This is a genomic window from Providencia sp. 2.29 (genome assembly GCF_015832305.1).
Lineage (GTDB): Bacteria > Pseudomonadota > Gammaproteobacteria > Enterobacterales > Enterobacteriaceae > Providencia > Providencia stuartii.
This window is the reverse complement of sequence record NZ_CP065420.1, coordinates 1,014,694-1,034,032: the sequence shown is the minus strand read 5'-3', so window position 1 is coordinate 1,034,032 and position 19,339 is coordinate 1,014,694. Positions and strand designations below refer to the sequence as shown.

The window sequence follows — 19,339 nt, the reverse complement described above, 5'->3', positions numbered from 1 at the left end:
GTTGGCTTAAAACAATTTTATGCGCTTAATTCCAATTTAAATTCTGCCATTTTTGCGGAAGGAAACAAAGATAGCTCAAGCTCAGAAAGTTGTTTGGAAAGGGATTGATGGAAGGATATGAGGTTCTGCTCAATGATATCAAGGGTTGCATTATCTTTCAGTGGCTTATCTTGCCAAGTACCATGAACATTGTACAAACCCAAATGGTATGAATACTCAAATCCATCTTCATTTGGCGATAATAGCATCCACCAGCCCCAAAACTCGCGTCTTTCTGGTGCTGAATTGACATTAACGCAAACAGTTAGGCTATCGAAAAAATAGCAACCATCTAAACATTGCTTTTCTCGTAGATAAGGTCCTAAAGCAGAAAACTTCTTTAAATACTTCCCATTAGAGTAATCAGTAGGTAACGCCATGTAAGGATCTCCTTTTTGAGAAGATCCCTTTTTAACAAAAGTTAAAAAATAATCAAGTTATTAAATAAAATTAAACAATTTTACTTTTTAACCAATCTGTTGTTTCACTCAGTGACTTTTGGAAGTTTTCAAAAACAGGTGTCTCTGGCAGGGTTAATATATGGCTATCCATTGATGAACGCCTGATCAAATCGGATTCTGCTTTAGGACTATAAATATCACCTTTCCAATAAACCGACATCATAGGCACACGACAACGACGCCCTAAAAGCCCTTGATTTTTTAATGAATAGCAACTTAATTCATGCCGTAATGCCGCACCATCAACATGATAAATTCCTAAACGACTGGCGAAAACATCCAGCTCCATACGTGGAATATCGCGCTGATATTTTTCTTCATGCAATAAACTGTGTACAACTGGCCCTAAGACAGCGACAGCTTTGATTTTATCAGGGCACATATAGGCAAGCCTTAAAGCGACATTGGCGCCAAAGCGCAACCCAACAAGGCCAAAGCGTGTATGGTCTATCCATGGGATTGTGTTTAGCTGGCGAACCACTTGTTCATGGAGTTCACTGGTTTCTTGGGATAGCTTATATTTAATTGAATAGCCAATTGACGGCATATCTAATGTCAACATGGCAATACCAAGTGGCTCAAGGTAGTCACGGAAAAAACGGCAATAGTCGATTTGTAAACTATCCAGCGTTCCACATACCATGACTGTCGGATAAGGCCCCTGACCCGTTGAAGGGATATGTAAAAAGCCACATACCTCTTTATTACCATCGACCTTAAACGCGATTTTTTTCAGTTTATAACGCGAAAATTGTGCGGCGCTATCATAGGCTTTGCATGCCAAGAGAATCGCTTGATCCGCTAATTCATCGCCTTTTATAAAAGGGTAAGCGGCAATACTGTACAAATTGGCAGCACGCAACCATGCCCGACTGGCTTTTTCTCCTCCTTCAAACTGCAAGGCTTTTTGTTGCCATTGCATGGCTTGATGAGACCACTCAAAGCACCAGTTACCGCGACGATTACCAATGATGGTATCAAGTAAATGTTCATCACTACGTTCGGCTTCTGTTACCGCAATACGGCTCAAAACCTCTTCAATTTCTAAAGCGTCAATACCACGCCAAATCCACAACAAGCGATTGATCATACGATACCAGCCCGCGTGCTGGGCACCACTTAATGCCGAATGGCTATTGACAATAGGGGCGCTATAAGCGGAGTAAGAAACTAATGTTGATGTTTCAGTTTGCTTAACTTTTGGCTTGAACAGTTTTTCGGAGAGATTTTGTTGAGTCATCCTGATAACCTGTCGGTTGAGCTAAAATAAAAAGGGAATGCCATTGCATCCCCCTTATCATAACGTTTCGTGTTTAATTTTATTAGGTAATAATGTTTTAAGCATCATAATAAAGGGCACACCCCATATTAGCGCTATTTTTACCTGTCATTTAGATCTAACTCAAAACCGTTATGGTTTATTTATCTTGCTCACACAAAGGCTTTACAAACACCACGCCCATATCCCATGGCTGTTCAATCCACGTGTTTTGTGGAATATCAACGACATAATCATCCACCAATGGGCGGCCTGCTGGTTTTGCAAAAATTGTCACAAAATGTGCTTTCGGGTACATATCACGAATGGCTTTTGCAGTACCACCAGTGTCAACGAGGTCGTCAATGACAATGAAACCTTCCCCATCACCTTCGGCACGTTTAATGACTTTCAATTCACGCTGGTTGTCATGGTCATAGCTGGAGATGCATACGGTATCAACATGGCGGATACCCAATTCACGTGCAAGAAGTGCACCTGGTACAAGGCCACCACGGCTAACCGCGATAATGCCGGTCCATTGTTCGACTGGTAATAAACGTTGTGCGAGTTTACGGGCATGTATTTGCAACATATCCCACGTTACGACATATTTTTCGCTCATAAAATTCGGGTCCCGACTGCTGAGTAATACTGAAATGTGTCTTGCGGAAAAAAGGTTGCGCGAGATTATAGTGATTTGACACAGCAAAAACCAGCAAAAACGGATAATTGTGATGAATTAATATGATTTACACTGACTATTTATAACAATTAGGTGTATGCTGAGAAAATCAATCGTGTGGCCTGAATATCTGTGCCACACCTTTTAAGCAGAATAAGTAGCTAAAAATAAATAAGACCAAAGTCGCTTAAGGAGATCTAACGTGTCTGAACTAGCCAAATTGTCACCACAGCCATTATGGGATATTTTTGCCAAAATTTGTTCAATTCCCCATCCTTCTCATCATGAAGAAGCGCTAGCAACACACATTATCGAATGGTCAAAACAAAAAGGGTTTCATGTAGAACGTGACCAAGTCGGTAATATCTTGATCCGCAAAGCGGCAACACCTGGCTATGAAAATCGTAAACCTGTTGTGCTGCAAGCACACTTAGATATGGTTCCGCAGAAAAATAATGACACGGTACATGATTTTACCAAAGATCCTATCCGCCCTTACGTTGATGGAGAGTGGGTCACGGCAGAAGGCACAACTTTAGGTGCAGATAACGGTATCGGAATGGCATCTACCCTTGCGGTGCTAGCAGATGATAGCGTTGAACATGGGCCACTTGAAGTACTGTTAACCATGACCGAAGAAACAGGCATGGACGGTGCTTTTGGCTTACAAGCAGGTTGGCTACAAGCGGATATTCTGATCAATACTGACTCAGAAGAAGAAGGCGAAATCTATATGGGTTGCGCGGGTGGTGTTGATTTTACAACAACATTTGACCTCACTCGTGAAGCCGTACCGCAAGGCTACAAAACCTTCACCATGACATTAAAAGGCTTAAAAGGCGGTCACTCTGGTGGTGATGTTCATTTAGGTTTAGGTAATGCTAACAAGCTGTTGGCACGCTTCCTTGCGGGCCACCAAGAAGAGCTTGGTTTAAAACTGTTAGAATTCACTGGGGGAACCGTTCGTAATGCTATCCCTCGTGAAGGGCATGTGATTATCGCTGTTCCAGCGGATAAAGTCGCTGAACTAACAGCCCTAAGAGCACGCTATGAAGACATCTTAAAAAATGAACTGGCCGTTGTTGAGCCAAACTTAGTTCTTTTATTAGAAGAAACTCAAAGCAACTTGAAAGCGCTGACTGAAGAGTGCCAAAAACGCTTTGTGTTCTTCTTAAATGCGGCGCCAAATGGCGTGATCCGCATGAGCGATGTCGCAAAAGGTGTGGTAGAAACCTCACTTAACGAAGGCGTTGTCACGATGACGGAAGAGAAAGCCGAAGTGATTTTCCTCGTTCGCTCATTAATCGACAGCGGTAAAAACTATGTCGTGAATATGCTGACATCGGTGAGCAAGCTCGCACAAGCACAATACCGTGCAGAAGGCAGCTACCCAGGTTGGCAACCCGATGCAGACTCACCCGTTATGCATTTAGTTAGCGAAACTTACCAAAAACTGTTTGGTAAAATTCCTAATGTAATGGTGATCCATGCAGGTCTGGAATGTGGTCTATTCAAGAAGCCTTACCCTGATATGGATATGGTCTCTATTGGGCCAACCATTCGTGGTGCGCACTCACCTGATGAGCGAGTACATATCGCCAGTGTTGGTGAATACTGGAAATTATTAACAGCGGTCTTAAAAGCGATCCCTGTTAAAAACTAATTGTTTCTTCAAATACCCGTCTTAATGAACGGTCTAGCTTTATGGGATCAGCGTCATTAATGGCGGGTGTTTTTTAGAAATCTAGTAATAATTGCCTTTCTATCTGTGGGCTTAATAACGTTACATGCAGGCCCACTAGCCTAACACCTCGATCTTTACGGCGGTGCTCCCACACTTGCTTAGCTAATGATATTAAGTCTTGCTTGTCTAAAATGGGATAAGCATGCTCTTGAGTTGTTTGCTGAAAGTCATTAAATTTCATTTTTATCCCTTGCCGAGCAATACGGCGGTCCGGTTTCACTTTCATAAGCCTGACTTCCAACTCTTCATATAATTGATTAAGTAATGGTAAGCAATCTTCCCAATGTTGAATATCTTCTGCCAGTGTGCGTTCGACACCAACAGATTTACGTAGCCTATCGGGATTGACTGAGCGTTCATCAATTCCATGGCAACGCTCCCACAGGACTTGACCAAATTTCCCCATCACTTTGATTAAGTTAACCACATCATAACTTTGTACATCACCACAAGTTTCTAGCCCCATATCGAGTAATTTTTGTGCGGTTACCTTCCCTACCCCAGGAATTTTCTTTAATGGCAATGACCAAACAAAGTCGGGCAACGCTTGAGGCGTGATCACGTATTGGCCATTCGGTTTATTTAGATCAGACGCTATCTTGGCTAAAAACTTTATTGGGGCTATCCCTGCCGAAGCAGTGAGTTGCAGTTCATCAAAAATTTGCTGGCGAATGGCTTGGGCAATCAATGTCGCTGAGCCGTGGTAATGCTCACACTCACTGACATCCAAATAAGCTTCATCCCAAGAAAGAGGCTCTATTAAATCCGTATACTGGGAAAAGATTTTATGAATATGTAAAGAGGTTTCTTTATAAAGGGCCATCCTACCCGGTACAACTTTCAGATGAGGACACAACCTTAATGCAACCGCCGTTGACATGGCGCTATGTACGCCATAACGCCTCGCTTCATAATTCGCGGTACTGATGACACCACGGCGGTCAGCACTCCCACCGACGGCAATTGGAATATTGCGCAAACTTGGGTCATCACGCATTTCTATCGCTGCATAGAAGCAGTCCATATCGATATGAATTATTTTACGCATAGCAATCTGATCGACAAACAACACTGTTCAAATATACAGTATATTTATAGACTGTGCAATTATTCCTCAAGCAAGCAACATAGATGAAAATAATTATTATTTTTATTACCCAAAAAACCACCTCAAAACGACTCATTAAAGATGTTTATAGAATGGTTAATTAGTAGGAAAATAATGAATAAAAATTATATTTCATGGTTTAAAATCAATAACTCTACACATCTCTTTTTATCAACATTTAATCACCTTTCTCTGGCTGGATTACTTGTTGTTACCTCCTCTGCATTTGCGCAAAGTACATCGGAAGAGGTTAAACAGACAAAACAACAAGATGATGTCGTTCAATTCCCCGCGCTCTCTGTTGTTGGTAATTTAAATTCCAGTGTCGGTGCCGGTAGCTCTGTATTAAAACTGAAGGATATTGAGCGTACTCAAGCTAATAACCTTGCAGAATTAGTTGATCAGCTACCGGGGATCTCCTCATCAGGTTCACCTCGCCCCGGTGGACAAACCCTAAATATTTGGGGCATGGGCGATGTGGAAGATGTCAAAGTGACCCTTGATGATGCCCCTAAAGGGTTTGAAAAATATCGCCAAGGCTCTGTGTTTATCGAGCCTGAGCTGATTAAACGCATTGACGTAGATAAAGGACCACATAATATTATGGATGGTAATGGTGGTTTCGGCGGAACCGTTAAAATTACCACCAAAGATCCCGCAGACTTACTACTTGCCGATCAACATTTTGGCGCTATGTTCAAATATAGCTATCACACTAATGATCGCCAAAATATTTACAGTTCAGCACTATATGGTAAAACATTAAATGGCGTTGCAGATGGTTTGCTGTATGTCAGTAAACGAAAAGGGGATGATTTACGCCGCCCCGATGGCACTCGATTTGGCTTTTCGCAAGCTGACCAACTCTCTTATTTACTGAAAACCAACCTTTATCTCAATGATGAACACACGCTCAGTCTATCGGCAATGCGCTCCGAATCGGATAACTTAGTTCCTTGGGCAGCCAAACGAGATGAGTTAGCAACACCAACGCAAAAAGAGATTGAGCAATATGGTTTTGACGGTGCGATAAAACGCAAATTGGTCCAACGGGATCAACAAGATCAAAACTATAGTGTGAAATGGAATTATATCCCTGAAAATAGTGATTGGATCAACCTAACGACAACTTATGCTTGGTCTAAGAGTCAACAGCATGATACCCGACCAGAAAATGCTTCAAAATACTTAACCTCCAGCTTAGGGAATAAAAGTTGGGTTGACTATACCGATCAGCTATTTGATATCCATAATGAAAGTCTATTTGATACTGGTCGTTTAGAACATCAACTTACTATAGGTGCTCGTTGGCATAAAAATGATCGCGGTATTTTGATGTTTGATGCGGGAAAAGCGAAAAACCCTAAATATAACTATGGTTATTATCAGCCACAATTTATGCCAGCAGGTGTTCAAGAAACCACTAGTGTATATCTCCAAGATGCGATTAGTTGGCACACACTCACTGTCACACCGGGCTTACGTTATGACTATGTGCAGAACAAAGGTAAAGGAAACTTAGCCGCAACCTATATGGAGCAAGACCCGCTAATTGGTCATGACTACCGTTCTGTCACTTATAGTGGTATTTCACCTCACTTAGGCATTCTTTGGAAAACGACACCGAATCTCACTTTATTCGGGGATGTTAGCCGCACATGGCGTGCACCTGTTATTGATGAACAATATGAGGTGCAATTTGCCAATAGTAGTTTAACCGGAAGTAGTCGAAACTTGGGTAAGGAGCGCATGGATGGGGTACGTTTAGGCGCAATACTCGACTTTGATCAAGTCATACAGGCCAATGATCAGCTGCAGATACGAACCACGCTTTTTCGTAACAGAGGAAAGGATGAGATATTCCGCCGCCGTGGTGAATACTGTGAAGCCAAGAAAAATGGTACTGGCGATTGTGGTCGCCCCTTATCCAATTACCGTAACTTACCCGGTTACACCATTGAGGGCTTAGAAATTGAGCTATTTTATGATAGCCCGAATGTATTCGGTAAAATGGCCTACTCCGCCATCAAGGGTGAACGTGACGCTTCCCCTCGAGACCCTTGGTTTGGGCAAAAAACATGGATTGGTGAGATCCCACCAGATACTTTACATGTTATGTTGGGGTATAAACTCCCTCAATGGAATGCCAACTTTGGTCTCACCGGTGACTTTGTTGGTCATCAAGTCCGCTCTCCCGCAGATAGAGATCCTAAAGCCGATTCATGGGGATACCCAAAGTCGAAAGGCTATGCACTCTATGGTGCATTTGCGCAATGGCAGCCTGAATTTATTCCAGATACCAATATTAGAGTGACCGCGACTAACCTCTTTGACCGTGACTACTATCCCTACTTAGGGGAGTCTGTCTCAGGCGTTGGTCGTGATGTTCGCTTAAGTATCACCAAGTACTTCTAAGCAATCGATGGACTCTCATCTCTGAGAGTCCATAATTGACAATAAAATAAAAATGATAATAATAATTATTTTTATTTATGACAACACACACCCCCTCTATAGAAAATAGCGACTTGGCAGAAGAAAGCCAACTTTTGCAACAGCACGCCCCTAGCCTATTTCGCTATATTCTTGCGCGCACACCTGATAGCGATATCGCAAACGAAATTTTACAGGATGTCTTTGTTCATACGATTGAAACATATCGCTGCCAAACTTTGCAATTTCCGAGAGCCTTTATGTACACACTGGCACAACGCAACATCGCTAATTTTTATCGTCGGCAACGCATCGAAGCGGAATATCAACGTTTGCTGGTGGAGCCTGAGCCAGAGTGGAATTTAGAAACTCAGTTAGTAGTCGAAGAGCAATTGCAATTACTGTCTGAGCAACTTGCCAAACTACCTGAAAATATGGAACAAGCTTATTTACTCGCGCAATTTGAAGGGATGACATACCAACAAATTGCAACTCAGTTAAAAGTTAGTCCTAATTCAATCAAGTACTACTTACAAGTAGCAAGAAAAGTATTACAAAAAGAGCTCACTGAAACGTATTTAACTCATTGAGATAACTATTATTATAGGTAATAAATATGACAAAAACAGCAATGCCATCTATTAAAAAAGGGGTGGCTATCAGTTTATTGTTTCTTGCCAGCTACAGTGCAGCCGCTCAATCACCACAAATTGTTGCCCATAGAGCAGGAACGGCAGATGCGCCAGAAAATACGCTTTATGCAATTGAACTGGCTAAAAAAAATAGCGCCGATATTATTTGGCTAACCGTCCAACTCTCTAAAGATAATCAACTTGTTCTATATCGGCCAAGCCAGTTAGAGGCATTAACCGATAAAAAAGGGGTTATTTCCGATTACTCCGCTCAACAACTCACAACGTTCAATGCCGCCCATCAATTTAATAAAAAGGCTCATCTTCAATTACCTTTACAGCAAACCACGATCCCAACACTTGGATCCGTTCTTAAAAAATATCCAGATACTGCGTTTTATATTGATTTAAAATCACCTGACGCCGATCCAGATACTCAAGCAGAAGCGGTGTACTCCCTGCTCGAAAAAAATAATGCTTTTAAAAATACTCGGTTTTATTCAACCAATGATGCATTTGTAAAAGCCCTAACCAAGCGCTCCGATAAAATTAATACCTTTGAAAGCCGTGATGAAACACGCACTATCTTAGCGAATAGCGCGATGAATCATCATTGTTCAATCAGCAGTGATGCACAATCTAAATCGCGTTGGTATGGCTTTGAATTACACCGTAAAGTCGAGGTTGTAGAGAAATATACGTTAGGAGAGGCTCGCTCACCTGCAACGTTGTCATGGGATAAAGAAGCCATTGATTGCTTTAGAAAAAATGGTCAGGCCTACATTGTTCTATTTGGTGTCAATAGTGCGGCAGATTATCAATTAGCTAAAGAAATTGGTGCGGATGCCGTGATGGTTGATTCCCCTAAAACTTTTAAAAGCGAAATCATTAAGTAAATTTTAGCTGGCTTTATCTAATCGGTTTTACGTTAAAGCTATCTGTCTTAATTAGACCGCCAAATAAAAAATAAGCCTTAACTGTGAATGTTCGCAGTTAAGGCTGTCATCATACTAATATCGACTATTTAAATAATGCGGTGTTTTTCAAGTGCCTTTTGGCGAGCCTCTTCCCGTGCCATACGTTTTTTACGGGCATCGCAAGGTTCAGGGCAATCACAGACTTTTTCAACACCAATACTGCTTAACCCACCACAGCTACCTTGAATACTTTTGCGCTTAATAATATACCCTAGTGACATACCGAGAAATGCCAGTAGGAATAGGACGAAAGCTGCAATAAAAACATTTAGCATTCTTACATCCTCCTAATTACTGCTTTTTCTGTAAAAATGGCTCGAATGCCTTAGTATAACGCTCTTCAAAGCCTTTTTCTGTCTTAATGATCATAAACACAGGAATATCGAGCTTTTCAGCTAAGGCAAAACCTTCAACAGGCCCTAATACATTAAGCCCGGTCGATAGCCCATCAGCACTCATGCAAGTTGGTGCCAGTACCGTAATCGAAACGAGGTTATGTTTAATTGGCATCCCTGTTTTTGGGTCGATGGTATGAGAGAAGCGCACACCGTCTTGTTCAAAATAGTTTCGATAATCACCAGAGGTAGCTATAGACATATCACCAGGTTCAATCACTTCCTGAGCCGTTTGGTTTACGCCATCGGTTTGTGGTTTTTCAATCGCAATCCGCCAAGGTGCACCTTTACCATTTTTCCCTTTTGTACGTACTTCACCACCAATATCAACCATATAATTATTGATATTAATTGACTCCAAGTATTCAGCCACAACATCAACGCCATAGCCTTTTGCTATCGAAGAAAGGTCAACGTACAATTCAGGGATAGTTTTAATTAAGTTATTGCCCTGCACAGACAGCTTTTCTATACCAACCCATGCACGACGTTTCTCCAATTCACTATCTGTTGGTGCTTTGGTTACTCGCCCTTCTGGCCCAAAGCCCCATAAATTGACTAACGGCCCTACCGTGACATCTAATGCACCATTAGTTAATTCATTAATGCGTATGGCTTCTTTAACAACTTTCGCTGTTGCTGCTGAAACAGGAAAAGGAACATTAACCTCTTTAAATTGGTTGAAGCGACTTAATTCCGAGTCTGGACGATAAGTTGACATCTGATCATTCACTTCTTCTAAGCGCTTATCTATCTCAGCTTGGATAGATTCACTGCTTGGCGATGAAGATTCAGCAACATATTTAATGGAATAGTAGGTTCCCATTGTCTGACCCTGAAGGTTTGCCTGTTCAGGCCCACCGCAGGCAGCCAACAATAGTGTCGCTGCAAATAGCAGCACTGGGGTAATCACTTTTCTGTTCAGCATAATTTTCTCTGCTTCAATAATAAGCGCCCACACAAGTGGGCGCTATACTCGCCATACTTCAAGTTTCAACATTATTGATGGCATTCATTCACACGAGTCACAAAGCTGTTTAAATTCCTAGTCACTCATTGGCCTGCCGTCTCGCTGTACCTCGAATTATTTAAAGTATATACAAACAACTCTAGGGTACTTAACCACCGAAATCATCCAACAAGATGTTTTCATCTTCTACACCAAGATCTTTAAGCATCTTGATAACCGCAGCGTTCATCACTGGTGGCCCACACATGTAGAATTCACAATCTTCTGGTGCTGGGTGATCTTTCAGGTAGTTTTCATACAATACATTATGAATAAACCCGGTATAACCATCCCAATTATCTTCCGGCAATGCGTCAGAAAGTGCAACATTCCAAGTAAAGTTTTCGTTTTCAGCCGCTAATTGATCAAAGTCTTCTGTATAGAACATTTCGCGCTTAGAACGAGCACCATACCAGAAGCTGATCTTACGTTTCGAATTTAGACGTCTTAACTGATCAAAAATATGTGAACGCATTGGTGCCATCCCCGCACCACCACCAATAAAGATCATCTCTGCATCGGTTTCTTTAGCGAAGAATTCACCAAATGGCCCAGAAATTGTCACTTTATCACCCGGTTTTAGCGACCAAATATAAGATGACATGATGCCCGGTGGAACATCTGGATTACGTGGTGGCGGTGTAGCAATACGCACGTTCAACATGATGATCCCGTGTTCTTCTGGGTAGTTAGCCATTGAATAAGCACGAACTGTGGGTTCTTTTACCTCAGAAACATAGCGGAACAAATTAAATTTATCCCAATCCTCACGGTACTCTTCTGGAACATCAAAATCTTCATATTTCACTACGTGTGGTGGACATTCTATCTGAATGTAACCACCTGCACGGAATGGTACGACTTCACCTTCAGGAATTTTCAGTTTCAGTTCTTTAATGAAAGTTGCTTTGTTATCATTAGAAATAACTTCGCATTCCCATTTTTTCACTCCAAAAATTTCTTCTGGTAACTCAATTTTTAAGTCTTGTTTAACGTTCACCTGACAAGCTAAACGGCAACCATCTTTCGCTTCACGTTTATTAATGTGAGAAAGCTCTGTTGGCAGGATATCCCCACCACCTTCTTTGATTTTCACGCGGCATTGACCACAGGAGCCACCACCACCACAAGCAGATGAAACGAAAATCCCTTGGTTAGATAACATACCTAACAGCTTGTCACCTGCGGGAGCTTCAAAGCTCTTATCAGGGTCGCCGTTAACTTCAACTTTGATGTTCCCTGTATTGACTAACTTGGATTTAGCAAACAGGATCAGACCTGTTAGCACCAAGACAATCAGGGTAAACATCACTACGCCTAGAATAATAATATCCATGAATTCTTCTCGCCTTTATAGCTGCACACCGGAGAAGGACATAAAGCCCAGTGCCATCAAACCGGTGGTGACAAAGGTAATACCTAAGCCTTTCAGACCCGCCGGAACATCTGAATATTTCATCTTTTCACGAATCGATGCTAACAGCACAATTGCTAACATCCAGCCGATACCTGAGCCGAATCCATAAACGATAGATTCGCTAAAGTTGTAATCGCGCTGAGCCATGAAAGAGACGCCACCAAAGATTGCACAGTTAACGGTAATCAACGGCAGGAAGATACCCAATGCGTTATAAAGTGACGGGAAATAACGGTCTAAAATCATTTCCAGAATTTGCACCAGTGCTGCAATAACCCCGATAAAGGTAATAAAGTTAAGGAAAGATAAATCGACCCCCTCAACTAATGCACCATCACGCAGTACTAGGTTGTACACAAGGTTGTTGGCAGGTACAGAAATACCTAACACCACGGTAACAGCAATACCTAAACCGAAAGCTGTCTTAACATTCTTCGATACTGCCAAAAATGTACACATACCGAGGAAGAATGCCAATGCCATGTTTTCAATGAACACGGCTTTTACGAACAGACTAATATAATGTTCCATTGACTTAATCCTTCTCTACCTGAGCTGGTTTCAAGGTACGTAACCCCCAAATCAGCATACCAATGATAAAGAATGCACTAGGCGCTAACAGGAACAAACCATTAGGCATATACCAACCACCATTTTGCAATGATTCCATAACGGTAATACCAAACAATTTGCCAGAGCCGAACAGCTCGCGTAGGAAACCAACGAGGATCAGAATGACACCATAACCAAGGCCATTACCAATACCGTCCATAAAGCTTTCTACCGGTGGCGCTTTCATGGCATAGGCTTCTGCACGACCCATAACAATACAGTTTGTAATGATAAGGCCGACGAACACCGACAGCTGCTTAGATATCTCATAAGCATAGGCACGCAAAATTTGGTCAACAACGATAACCAAAGAAGCAATAATTGCCATCTGAACAATGATCCGCACACTGCTTGGAATGTAGTTGCGAATTAATGAGATAAAAAAGTTAGAGAACGCGGTAACCAAAGTTACTGCGATGGTCATGACGACAGCCGTTTCCAGCTTAGTCGTTACTGCCAGTGCAGAACACACCCCGAGGATCTGTAACGCAATTGGGTTGTTATCAAACAAAGGCCCAAGTAGGACGCGTTTTACTTCTTTAGAATCAGCCATTATTCAGCGCTCCTTCACGAACTTTTTTCAGGAACGGACCAAAACCGTTATCACCTAACCAAAAATCAAACATATGCTGAATGCCGTTTGATGTTAGCGTTGCACCTGAAAGGCCATCGATACCATAAGGACTATCTGTAGAGCCACTACGGACAATTTTTATTGCCGGTACCCCCTGCTCATTGAACAGTTTTTTACCCGGCCATTGCGCCTTCCATTGTGGATTATCGACTTCACCACCAAGACCTGGCGTTTCACCATGCGAATAATATGTGATACCACGAGAAGTCACGCCATCCACATCTACCGCAACGAAGGCATACATCACCGACCATAGTCCTGACCCATAAACAGGCAGAATAATTTGTGAAATTTTGCCTTGTTCATCTTTCACAAGATAGATTTCAGCTGTATTTGCACGACGGCGAATTTTGGCGATATCTTCTTCAGGTGAAAGTGCAATGCTGGTTTCATCGCTACGTAATTCACTATTGAGGTCAAAGCGACTCTTGCTATCAGAAAGCTCATTAGTTTGGAAGTTCAACAGCTTAGGTTCAATACGGTCACTGTAAACTTTTTGAACTTCTTCCGCTGTCATTTTAGGTTGCAATAGACCTGCAACACTCAAAATATTACGTTGCGTATCTAATAAAATTTGTTCTTGCTGCTTAGATTTTAATCCTACAGCAGAACCGGCTACGACGATAGAACAGACTAGACATAGAATAAAAACGACTATGAACGTTCTTCCGACGCTATCTTTATTGGTTGTTTTTTCATTAGCCACGGGCTTTTCTCCGTTTAATATTTGCTTGAACGACCAGATAGTCAAACAGAGGAGCAAACAAGTTGGCGAACAGGATTGCTAGCATCATGCCTTCCGGATATGCCGGGTTTGCAACACGAATAAGCACACACATTACACCGATCAAAATACCGTAGGCCCATTTGCCTTTATCTGTAAACGAGGCCGAAACTGGGTCCGTCGCCATAAAGATCATCCCGAATGCAAAACCACCTAAAACCATGTGCCAGTACCATGGCATTGCAAACAATGGATTCGTCTCTGACCCGATAAAGTTAAACAGGTAAGACATGGCAATCATCCCAAGCATAACGCCAGCAACGATGCGCCATGATGCAATACGGAAGAAGATAATGAAGGCACCACCAATGAAAATCATCAATGTGGAAACTTCACCGATAGAGCCAGGCATATTCCCTAGGAATGCTTGCATCCAAGAGATTGGCTCACCAGATACCGTATTCATTAACGCGCGCTCACCGCCCGCAGCCCATTGAGAAAGTGGGGTTGCACCAGAGAAGCCATCCGCCGCTGTCCAAACAAGATCACCCGAAATTTGTGCAGGGTAAGCGAAGAACAAGAAAGCACGGCCTGCAAGTGCAGGGTTTAAGAAGTTGCGCCCTGTTCCACCAAAAATTTCTTTAGCGATGACCACACCAAATGTAATACCGAGCGCCGCCTGCCATAATGGGATAGTTGGCGGCACAATCAGGGCAAATAGGATGGACGATATAAAGAAACCTTCGTTGATTTCATGACCGCGGATCAGAGAAAACAGAATTTCCCAAAAACCACCGACTGCAAAAACAACCGCATAGATAGGTAGAAAATAGACTGCACCAAGCAGCATTTTACTACCCCAGCCTGCATCAGGTGTTAATGATGCCCCCAAGAATTGAGCTAAGCGATAGTGCCAATCACTCGCTAAAACTTGCTGTAGCTCAGCCCCACTGTATAAGTGGTAAAGTGCAGGAATGGCTTGGTTACCAACGTTATACATCCCCCAAAACATCGCAGGAAATACAGATAACCAAACCAAGATCATCATGCGTTTCAGGTCTATTGTGTCACGAACGTGAGAACGACCTTTAGTCACCGTTCCTGGCGTATAGAAGACTGTCGTAACAGCTTCAAACAATGGATAGAGTTTTTCTAACTTTCCACCAGGCTCAAAATGATGCTCATGCTTTTCAAATAAATTTTTCAAACCCATGGAATTACCCTTCTAGCTCAATCTTGGTCAGTACATCACGAAGTACAGGGCCATATTCATATTTAGCCGGGCATACATAAGTACACAGTCCCAGATCTTCTTCATCCAACTCTAGACACCCCAATTCCTGAGATGAATCCGTATCTCCAGAAAGGAGGTCTCGTAGCAGGTGAGTTATCATAATATCGAGAGGCATTACACGTTCATAATTACCAATTGGCACCATTGAGCGCTCACCACCATTCATGGTTGTGGTGAAGTTGAAGCGTTTGCCTTTCAAGAAATGGCCAACCGTTGTACGTGTAATGGTGAATTTATTAAAGCCCGGCCAAATCCAGCCGAAAAGCTCTCTTTCACGCCCTTCACGTAATACTGAAACCTGATTATGAAAACGCCCTAAATAGTGATGTGTATCATCACAAGGTACGCCCCACAGTACAGAGCCAGAAATAATGCGGTTATCTCCCTCTTTGAGCTGACCTTTTGTTAACTCATAGAGATCCGCACCAAGACGAGTTTTAACTAAACGTGGTTTCTCAACTTGAGGCCCCGCAAGGGCAATCACGCGATCAGTATATAGATAGCCTGTTGTGAATAACTTACCAATCGCAATGACATCTTGATAATTAAGGTGCCATACTTTTTTATTGAGGCTCACAGGCTCAAGAAAATGAATATGAGTACCGACTAAGCCTGCGGGATGAGGGCCTGCAAATTCGCTATAGCTCACTTGAGGGTGATTATCAGATTTCGCTAAATCCCCCGCGCCATGGCAAACATGCACTTTACCTTCGGTTAAATGGCTAATAATGGTTAAACCATCATTAAAAGCTTGTTGTTGTGAACGAATAATCACAAGTGGGTCAGCAGCAAGTGGGTTGGTATCCATCGCCGTTACAAAAATCGCGGCGGGTGAGGAACCCAGTGCCGGTGAGCGGCTAAATGGACGCGTTCGCAATGCTGTCCATAAACCTGATTTAACCAAGTTTTCTTCGACTTGTTCACGAGTCAATCCTGCAAGCTCTTCACGCTTATAAGCAGCAAAGGCCTCTTGCTCGTCACCATCAATTTCGATAACAACGGATTGGAGTACACGACGCTCACCACGATGAATAGCAATAATTTTACCGCAGGCTGGGCTAGTGAATAAGACACCAGGGTTCTTTTTATCTTCAAAAAGAACCTGCCCTTTTTTAACGTGCTCACCTTCTTTAACCAGCATAGAAGGACGCATTCCGACATATTCTTCACCTAGCAATGCTACGTGTTGAATTTTCGGGCCGTCTTCTATTACTTGGGCTGGCTCACCTGCAATAGGAAGGTTGAGTCCTTTTTTAATTTTAATCATAAGATCTGCACAAGTTTCTAAGTTAACCCTAAGCTAATGATCCTGACATAGACCATAGCGACTCAGTAAATAAAAACAGCTCAAGTTACTCACATAACTCAAGCAAATAATTCTCTCGATATCGTGAAGCTATTCTCTTTCTGCCGCTCGTAATTTTATCAGTTCCCCCGACTTCTGTCCGGATATTCAAGTGACTTAGCTCAAGCAAATTACAATAAATTTTCAACTTTCTTTATAATTATTCGTAAAAAACGAGCATTTACATCATATTTATCGAACGCTGTGCGATTTTCACACAATATCTATTCCGTACGAAACTATTAATAGGCTATATCAAATTACTTTTAGCTCATTTAAAATAGCGCCATAATGTCTTTTTTTTAGGCAAAAATACTCATTTAAATTTGGTTTAAGTATGAATAAAAATATCCTTATTAGCTTTATTTTCAACCTGTTTTTTCTGCAAATTACGGTTGCTGAAGCGAATAACCATTCATTTTTGCTTAATAGTAAAACAACTAACCAGCAAAATTCCGCGATCTTTATTCAGATATTTAAGCAAGAAGGCGTCTTGGAGCTATATCAAAAAGCGCCGAACGGAAAATATAACTTATCTAAAACTTATCCAATTTGTAAGTTTTCGGGCGGGCTAGGCCCTAAAAAGCGCGAAGGTGATCTAAAAAGCCCTGAAGGCTTTTATCAAATAACCGCCTCCCAACTAAATCCAAACAGTCGGTATTACCGATCTATTAATTTAGGTTTTCCTAATGAATATGACCGAGCACAGGGCTATGAAGGTAACTACTTGATGATACATGGCGACTGTGTTTCTGTTGGTTGCTATGCGATGACAGATAAATACATGAGTGAAATCTACCAAACTGTTGAAAGTGCTTTTAAAAGTGGACAAAGCACGATTGATGTCAGTATTTACCCGTTTCGAATGACAAAAGAAAATATGTTGATCCACAGAAACTCCAGCCATTACGCTTTCTGGCAGCAACTAAAACCGGCTTATGATTACTTTCAGGATGTAGGCAAGCCCGCACAAATCTCTGTAACATCAGGAAAGTATGCTGTGAATAGCTTGCCAGAAAGGTCGGATACTTTATTGAGACTTCGATCACAATATACGTTGGCCGAGGTGAAATAGCACGAAACTACCCGGTTCAATTTTGTGCCAATTTTCATTACCTGTTAGCGGCTGCGTGGCAATCACTGAAACAATATCGGTTGGTGTTGTGCAACTTTGAAAATCGATTTCAATATCCTGATCGAGTAATTTCGCCTTACCGAATGGAGCTTTACGAGTGATCCAATAAAGATTGGTTGAACAAAATGCCATTACGTAACGCCCATCTGATAGCAGCATATTAAATACGCCTTTACGACGTAACTGCTCAGCCAGCACCGCAATAAAACGGAAAACAGCGGGCCAATTCGAGGGGGTTTTCGGATATTTCGCTGCAAGTTGGCTCAAAATCCAGCAAAATGCTTTTTCGCTGTCTGTTTCACCTATCGGTCGATAATGCCCTGTATTTAGTGAGCGATACCCTTTTAATTGCCCGTTATGTGCATAGGTCCAATTACGTCCCCACAATTCACGCGTAAAAGGATGCGTGTTTGCTAGTGTGACATCACCTCGATTCGCTTGGCGAATATGTGCTATCACCGTTTCCGATTTGATTGGATACTCCTGCACAAAGCGTGCCACTGGGGATAAAAAGCTAGGTTGAGGATCTTTAAAAGTGCGACACCCCAGCCCTTCATAAAACGTGATCCCCCAACCATCTTTATGTGGGCCAGTTTGCCCCCCACGGGATATCAGTCCACTTAGGCTGAAGTTAATATCTGTTGGCACATTTGCACTCATGCCAAGTAATTCGCACATTACAAGACCCTCTATAGTTTAAGAAACTACTTTACCATTTCTTTTTCAATCAGCTGGATCAGGATATGAATCACTTTAATATGGATTTCCTGAATACGATCCGCATAACCAAAATGAGGTACACGAATTTCAATATCTGCGCTACCCGCCATTTTGCCGCCGTCTTTCCCAGTCAGCGTAATCACTTTCATGCCCTTTTCACGCGCAGCACTAATAGCTTTGATAATGTTGCCTGAGTTGCCAGAAGTCGAAATGCCCAGAAGAACATCCCCTTCTTTACCTACAGCCTCAATAAAGCGAGAAAACACATATTCATAGCCAAAGTCATTACTGACACAAGATAAGTGGCTAACATCAGAAATGGCAATAGCAGGATAGCCTGGGCGATTTTCACGGTAACGCCCTGTCAGTTCTTCAGCAAAGTGCATGGCATCACAGTGGGAGCCACCATTACCACACGAAAGCACTTTTCCTCCGGCTTTAAAGGAATCTGCCAGTAACACCGCCGCTTGCTCAATAGCCTGAATATTTGCATCATCACTAAGGAATTTTGCCAACGTATCGGCCGCTTCTGATAATTCACCACGGATCAGGTCTTGATACATGAGATTTCCCCTTAAATTTAACGAGTTTTGTGCCATGATAAACGGCATCAAGATAGGTAATTAATCTTTACTACTCAGATTGTTACACAGGGTACATTTTCTTTCTACATCTGATTACGCTTGATTTATGCATTTAGGGCTAATCAATGCGTTT

At 42.1% G+C, this 19,339-nt stretch carries 19 protein-coding genes; 5 read left to right on the top strand and 14 right to left on the bottom strand.

Features of this window, described 5'->3' with window-relative positions:
• Positions 1-17: 17 nt before the first annotated feature.
• The 3 genes from crl to gpt all read right to left on the bottom strand — a co-directional run bounded on the left by crl (position 18) and on the right by gpt (position 2,383).
• Entirely contained in the window at positions 18-419 is a 402-nt protein-coding gene (crl, locus tag I3B46_RS04535) for a sigma factor-binding protein Crl (RefSeq protein ID WP_004923183.1), read from the bottom strand.
• Between the two features lie 70 nt (positions 420-489).
• Complete coding sequence (gene frsA / locus I3B46_RS04530; RefSeq protein WP_004923186.1) at positions 490-1,740, bottom strand: esterase FrsA; 1,251 nt, start codon at positions 1,738-1,740, stop codon at positions 490-492.
• Positions 1,741-1,918: 178 nt separating this feature from the next.
• Positions 1,919-2,383 carry a xanthine phosphoribosyltransferase gene (gene gpt / locus I3B46_RS04525; RefSeq protein WP_004923189.1) on the bottom strand — a complete coding sequence of 155 codons (465 nt, stop codon included), beginning with the start codon at positions 2,381-2,383 and terminating at the stop codon, positions 1,919-1,921.
• Between the two features lie 262 nt (positions 2,384-2,645).
• Between gpt and pepD the strand changes: the two genes are divergently transcribed.
• Positions 2,646-4,106, top strand: coding sequence for a beta-Ala-His dipeptidase (gene pepD / locus I3B46_RS04520; protein ID WP_004923192.1), 1,461 nt, complete (start codon positions 2,646-2,648; stop codon positions 4,104-4,106).
• Positions 4,107-4,179: 73 nt separating this feature from the next.
• Here pepD and dinB read toward each other — a convergent pair whose 3' ends face one another.
• A complete protein-coding gene (gene dinB / locus I3B46_RS04515) occupies positions 4,180-5,235 on the bottom strand; it encodes a DNA polymerase IV (RefSeq protein ID WP_014656663.1) in 1,056 nt (351 codons plus the stop codon).
• A 174-nt stretch (positions 5,236-5,409) separates the two neighbouring features.
• Here dinB and I3B46_RS04510 point away from each other — a divergent pair, with 174 nt between their 5' ends.
• The 3 genes from I3B46_RS04510 to I3B46_RS04500 all read left to right on the top strand — a co-directional run bounded on the left by I3B46_RS04510 (position 5,410) and on the right by I3B46_RS04500 (position 9,256).
• Positions 5,410-7,710 carry a TonB-dependent hemoglobin/transferrin/lactoferrin family receptor gene (locus tag I3B46_RS04510; RefSeq protein ID WP_231405896.1) on the top strand — a complete coding sequence of 767 codons (2,301 nt, stop codon included), beginning with the start codon at positions 5,410-5,412 and terminating at the stop codon, positions 7,708-7,710.
• 77 nt (positions 7,711-7,787) lie between these two features.
• Positions 7,788-8,318 (top strand): RNA polymerase sigma factor, encoded by a 531-nt coding sequence (locus I3B46_RS04505; protein ID WP_004923195.1) that lies wholly within the window; start codon positions 7,788-7,790, stop codon positions 8,316-8,318.
• 26 nt (positions 8,319-8,344) lie between these two features.
• Entirely contained in the window at positions 8,345-9,256 is a 912-nt protein-coding gene (locus tag I3B46_RS04500; RefSeq protein ID WP_104872928.1) for a glycerophosphodiester phosphodiesterase family protein, read from the top strand.
• 128 nt (positions 9,257-9,384) lie between these two features.
• Here the strand turns inward: I3B46_RS04500 and nqrM are convergent, their stop codons facing one another.
• From nqrM to I3B46_RS04460, 8 genes are all read right to left on the bottom strand, one after another.
• Complete coding sequence (gene nqrM / locus I3B46_RS04495; RefSeq protein ID WP_004923200.1) at positions 9,385-9,612, bottom strand: (Na+)-NQR maturation NqrM; 228 nt, start codon at positions 9,610-9,612, stop codon at positions 9,385-9,387.
• Between the two features lie 16 nt (positions 9,613-9,628).
• The gene (locus tag I3B46_RS04490) at positions 9,629-10,660 is read right to left on the bottom strand and encodes an FAD:protein FMN transferase (protein ID WP_036943998.1); all 1,032 of its coding nucleotides are present in this window, start codon (positions 10,658-10,660) and stop codon (positions 9,629-9,631) included.
• Between the two features lie 190 nt (positions 10,661-10,850).
• Complete coding sequence (gene nqrF / locus I3B46_RS04485) at positions 10,851-12,077, bottom strand: NADH:ubiquinone reductase (Na(+)-transporting) subunit F (protein ID WP_004923204.1); 1,227 nt, start codon at positions 12,075-12,077, stop codon at positions 10,851-10,853.
• 15 nt (positions 12,078-12,092) lie between these two features.
• Complete coding sequence (gene nqrE / locus I3B46_RS04480) at positions 12,093-12,689, bottom strand: NADH:ubiquinone reductase (Na(+)-transporting) subunit E (RefSeq protein WP_004923207.1); 597 nt, start codon at positions 12,687-12,689, stop codon at positions 12,093-12,095.
• 4 nt (positions 12,690-12,693) lie between these two features.
• Positions 12,694-13,323, bottom strand: coding sequence for an NADH:ubiquinone reductase (Na(+)-transporting) subunit D (locus tag I3B46_RS04475; RefSeq protein ID WP_004923209.1), 630 nt, complete (start codon positions 13,321-13,323; stop codon positions 12,694-12,696).
• Entirely contained in the window at positions 13,316-14,110 is a 795-nt protein-coding gene (locus tag I3B46_RS04470; protein WP_004923212.1) for a Na(+)-translocating NADH-quinone reductase subunit C, read from the bottom strand. Before I3B46_RS04470 ends, I3B46_RS04475 begins: the two co-directional genes overlap by 8 nt.
• Complete coding sequence (locus I3B46_RS04465) at positions 14,103-15,341, bottom strand: NADH:ubiquinone reductase (Na(+)-transporting) subunit B (protein WP_004923214.1); 1,239 nt, start codon at positions 15,339-15,341, stop codon at positions 14,103-14,105. Before I3B46_RS04465 ends, I3B46_RS04470 begins: the two co-directional genes overlap by 8 nt.
• Positions 15,342-15,345: 4 nt before the next feature.
• On the bottom strand, positions 15,346-16,689 hold the full coding sequence (locus I3B46_RS04460) for a Na(+)-translocating NADH-quinone reductase subunit A (protein ID WP_004923217.1): 1,344 nt from the start codon (positions 16,687-16,689) through the stop codon (positions 15,346-15,348).
• A 415-nt stretch (positions 16,690-17,104) separates the two neighbouring features.
• Between I3B46_RS04460 and I3B46_RS04455 the strand changes: the two genes are divergently transcribed.
• Positions 17,105-17,842, top strand: a complete 738-nt coding sequence (locus I3B46_RS04455) for a L,D-transpeptidase family protein (RefSeq protein ID WP_014656669.1) — start codon at positions 17,105-17,107, stop codon at positions 17,840-17,842.
• Here I3B46_RS04455 and I3B46_RS04450 read toward each other — a convergent pair.
• Positions 17,813-18,580 (bottom strand): class II glutamine amidotransferase, encoded by a 768-nt coding sequence (locus I3B46_RS04450; protein WP_004923223.1) that lies wholly within the window; start codon positions 18,578-18,580, stop codon positions 17,813-17,815. The two genes, I3B46_RS04455 and I3B46_RS04450, sit on opposite strands and share 30 nt — an antisense overlap.
• Positions 18,581-18,606: 26 nt before the next feature.
• Positions 18,607-19,185 carry a D-sedoheptulose 7-phosphate isomerase gene (lpcA, locus tag I3B46_RS04445; protein WP_014656671.1) on the bottom strand — a complete coding sequence of 193 codons (579 nt, stop codon included), beginning with the start codon at positions 19,183-19,185 and terminating at the stop codon, positions 18,607-18,609.
• Positions 19,186-19,339 lie beyond the last annotated feature (154 nt).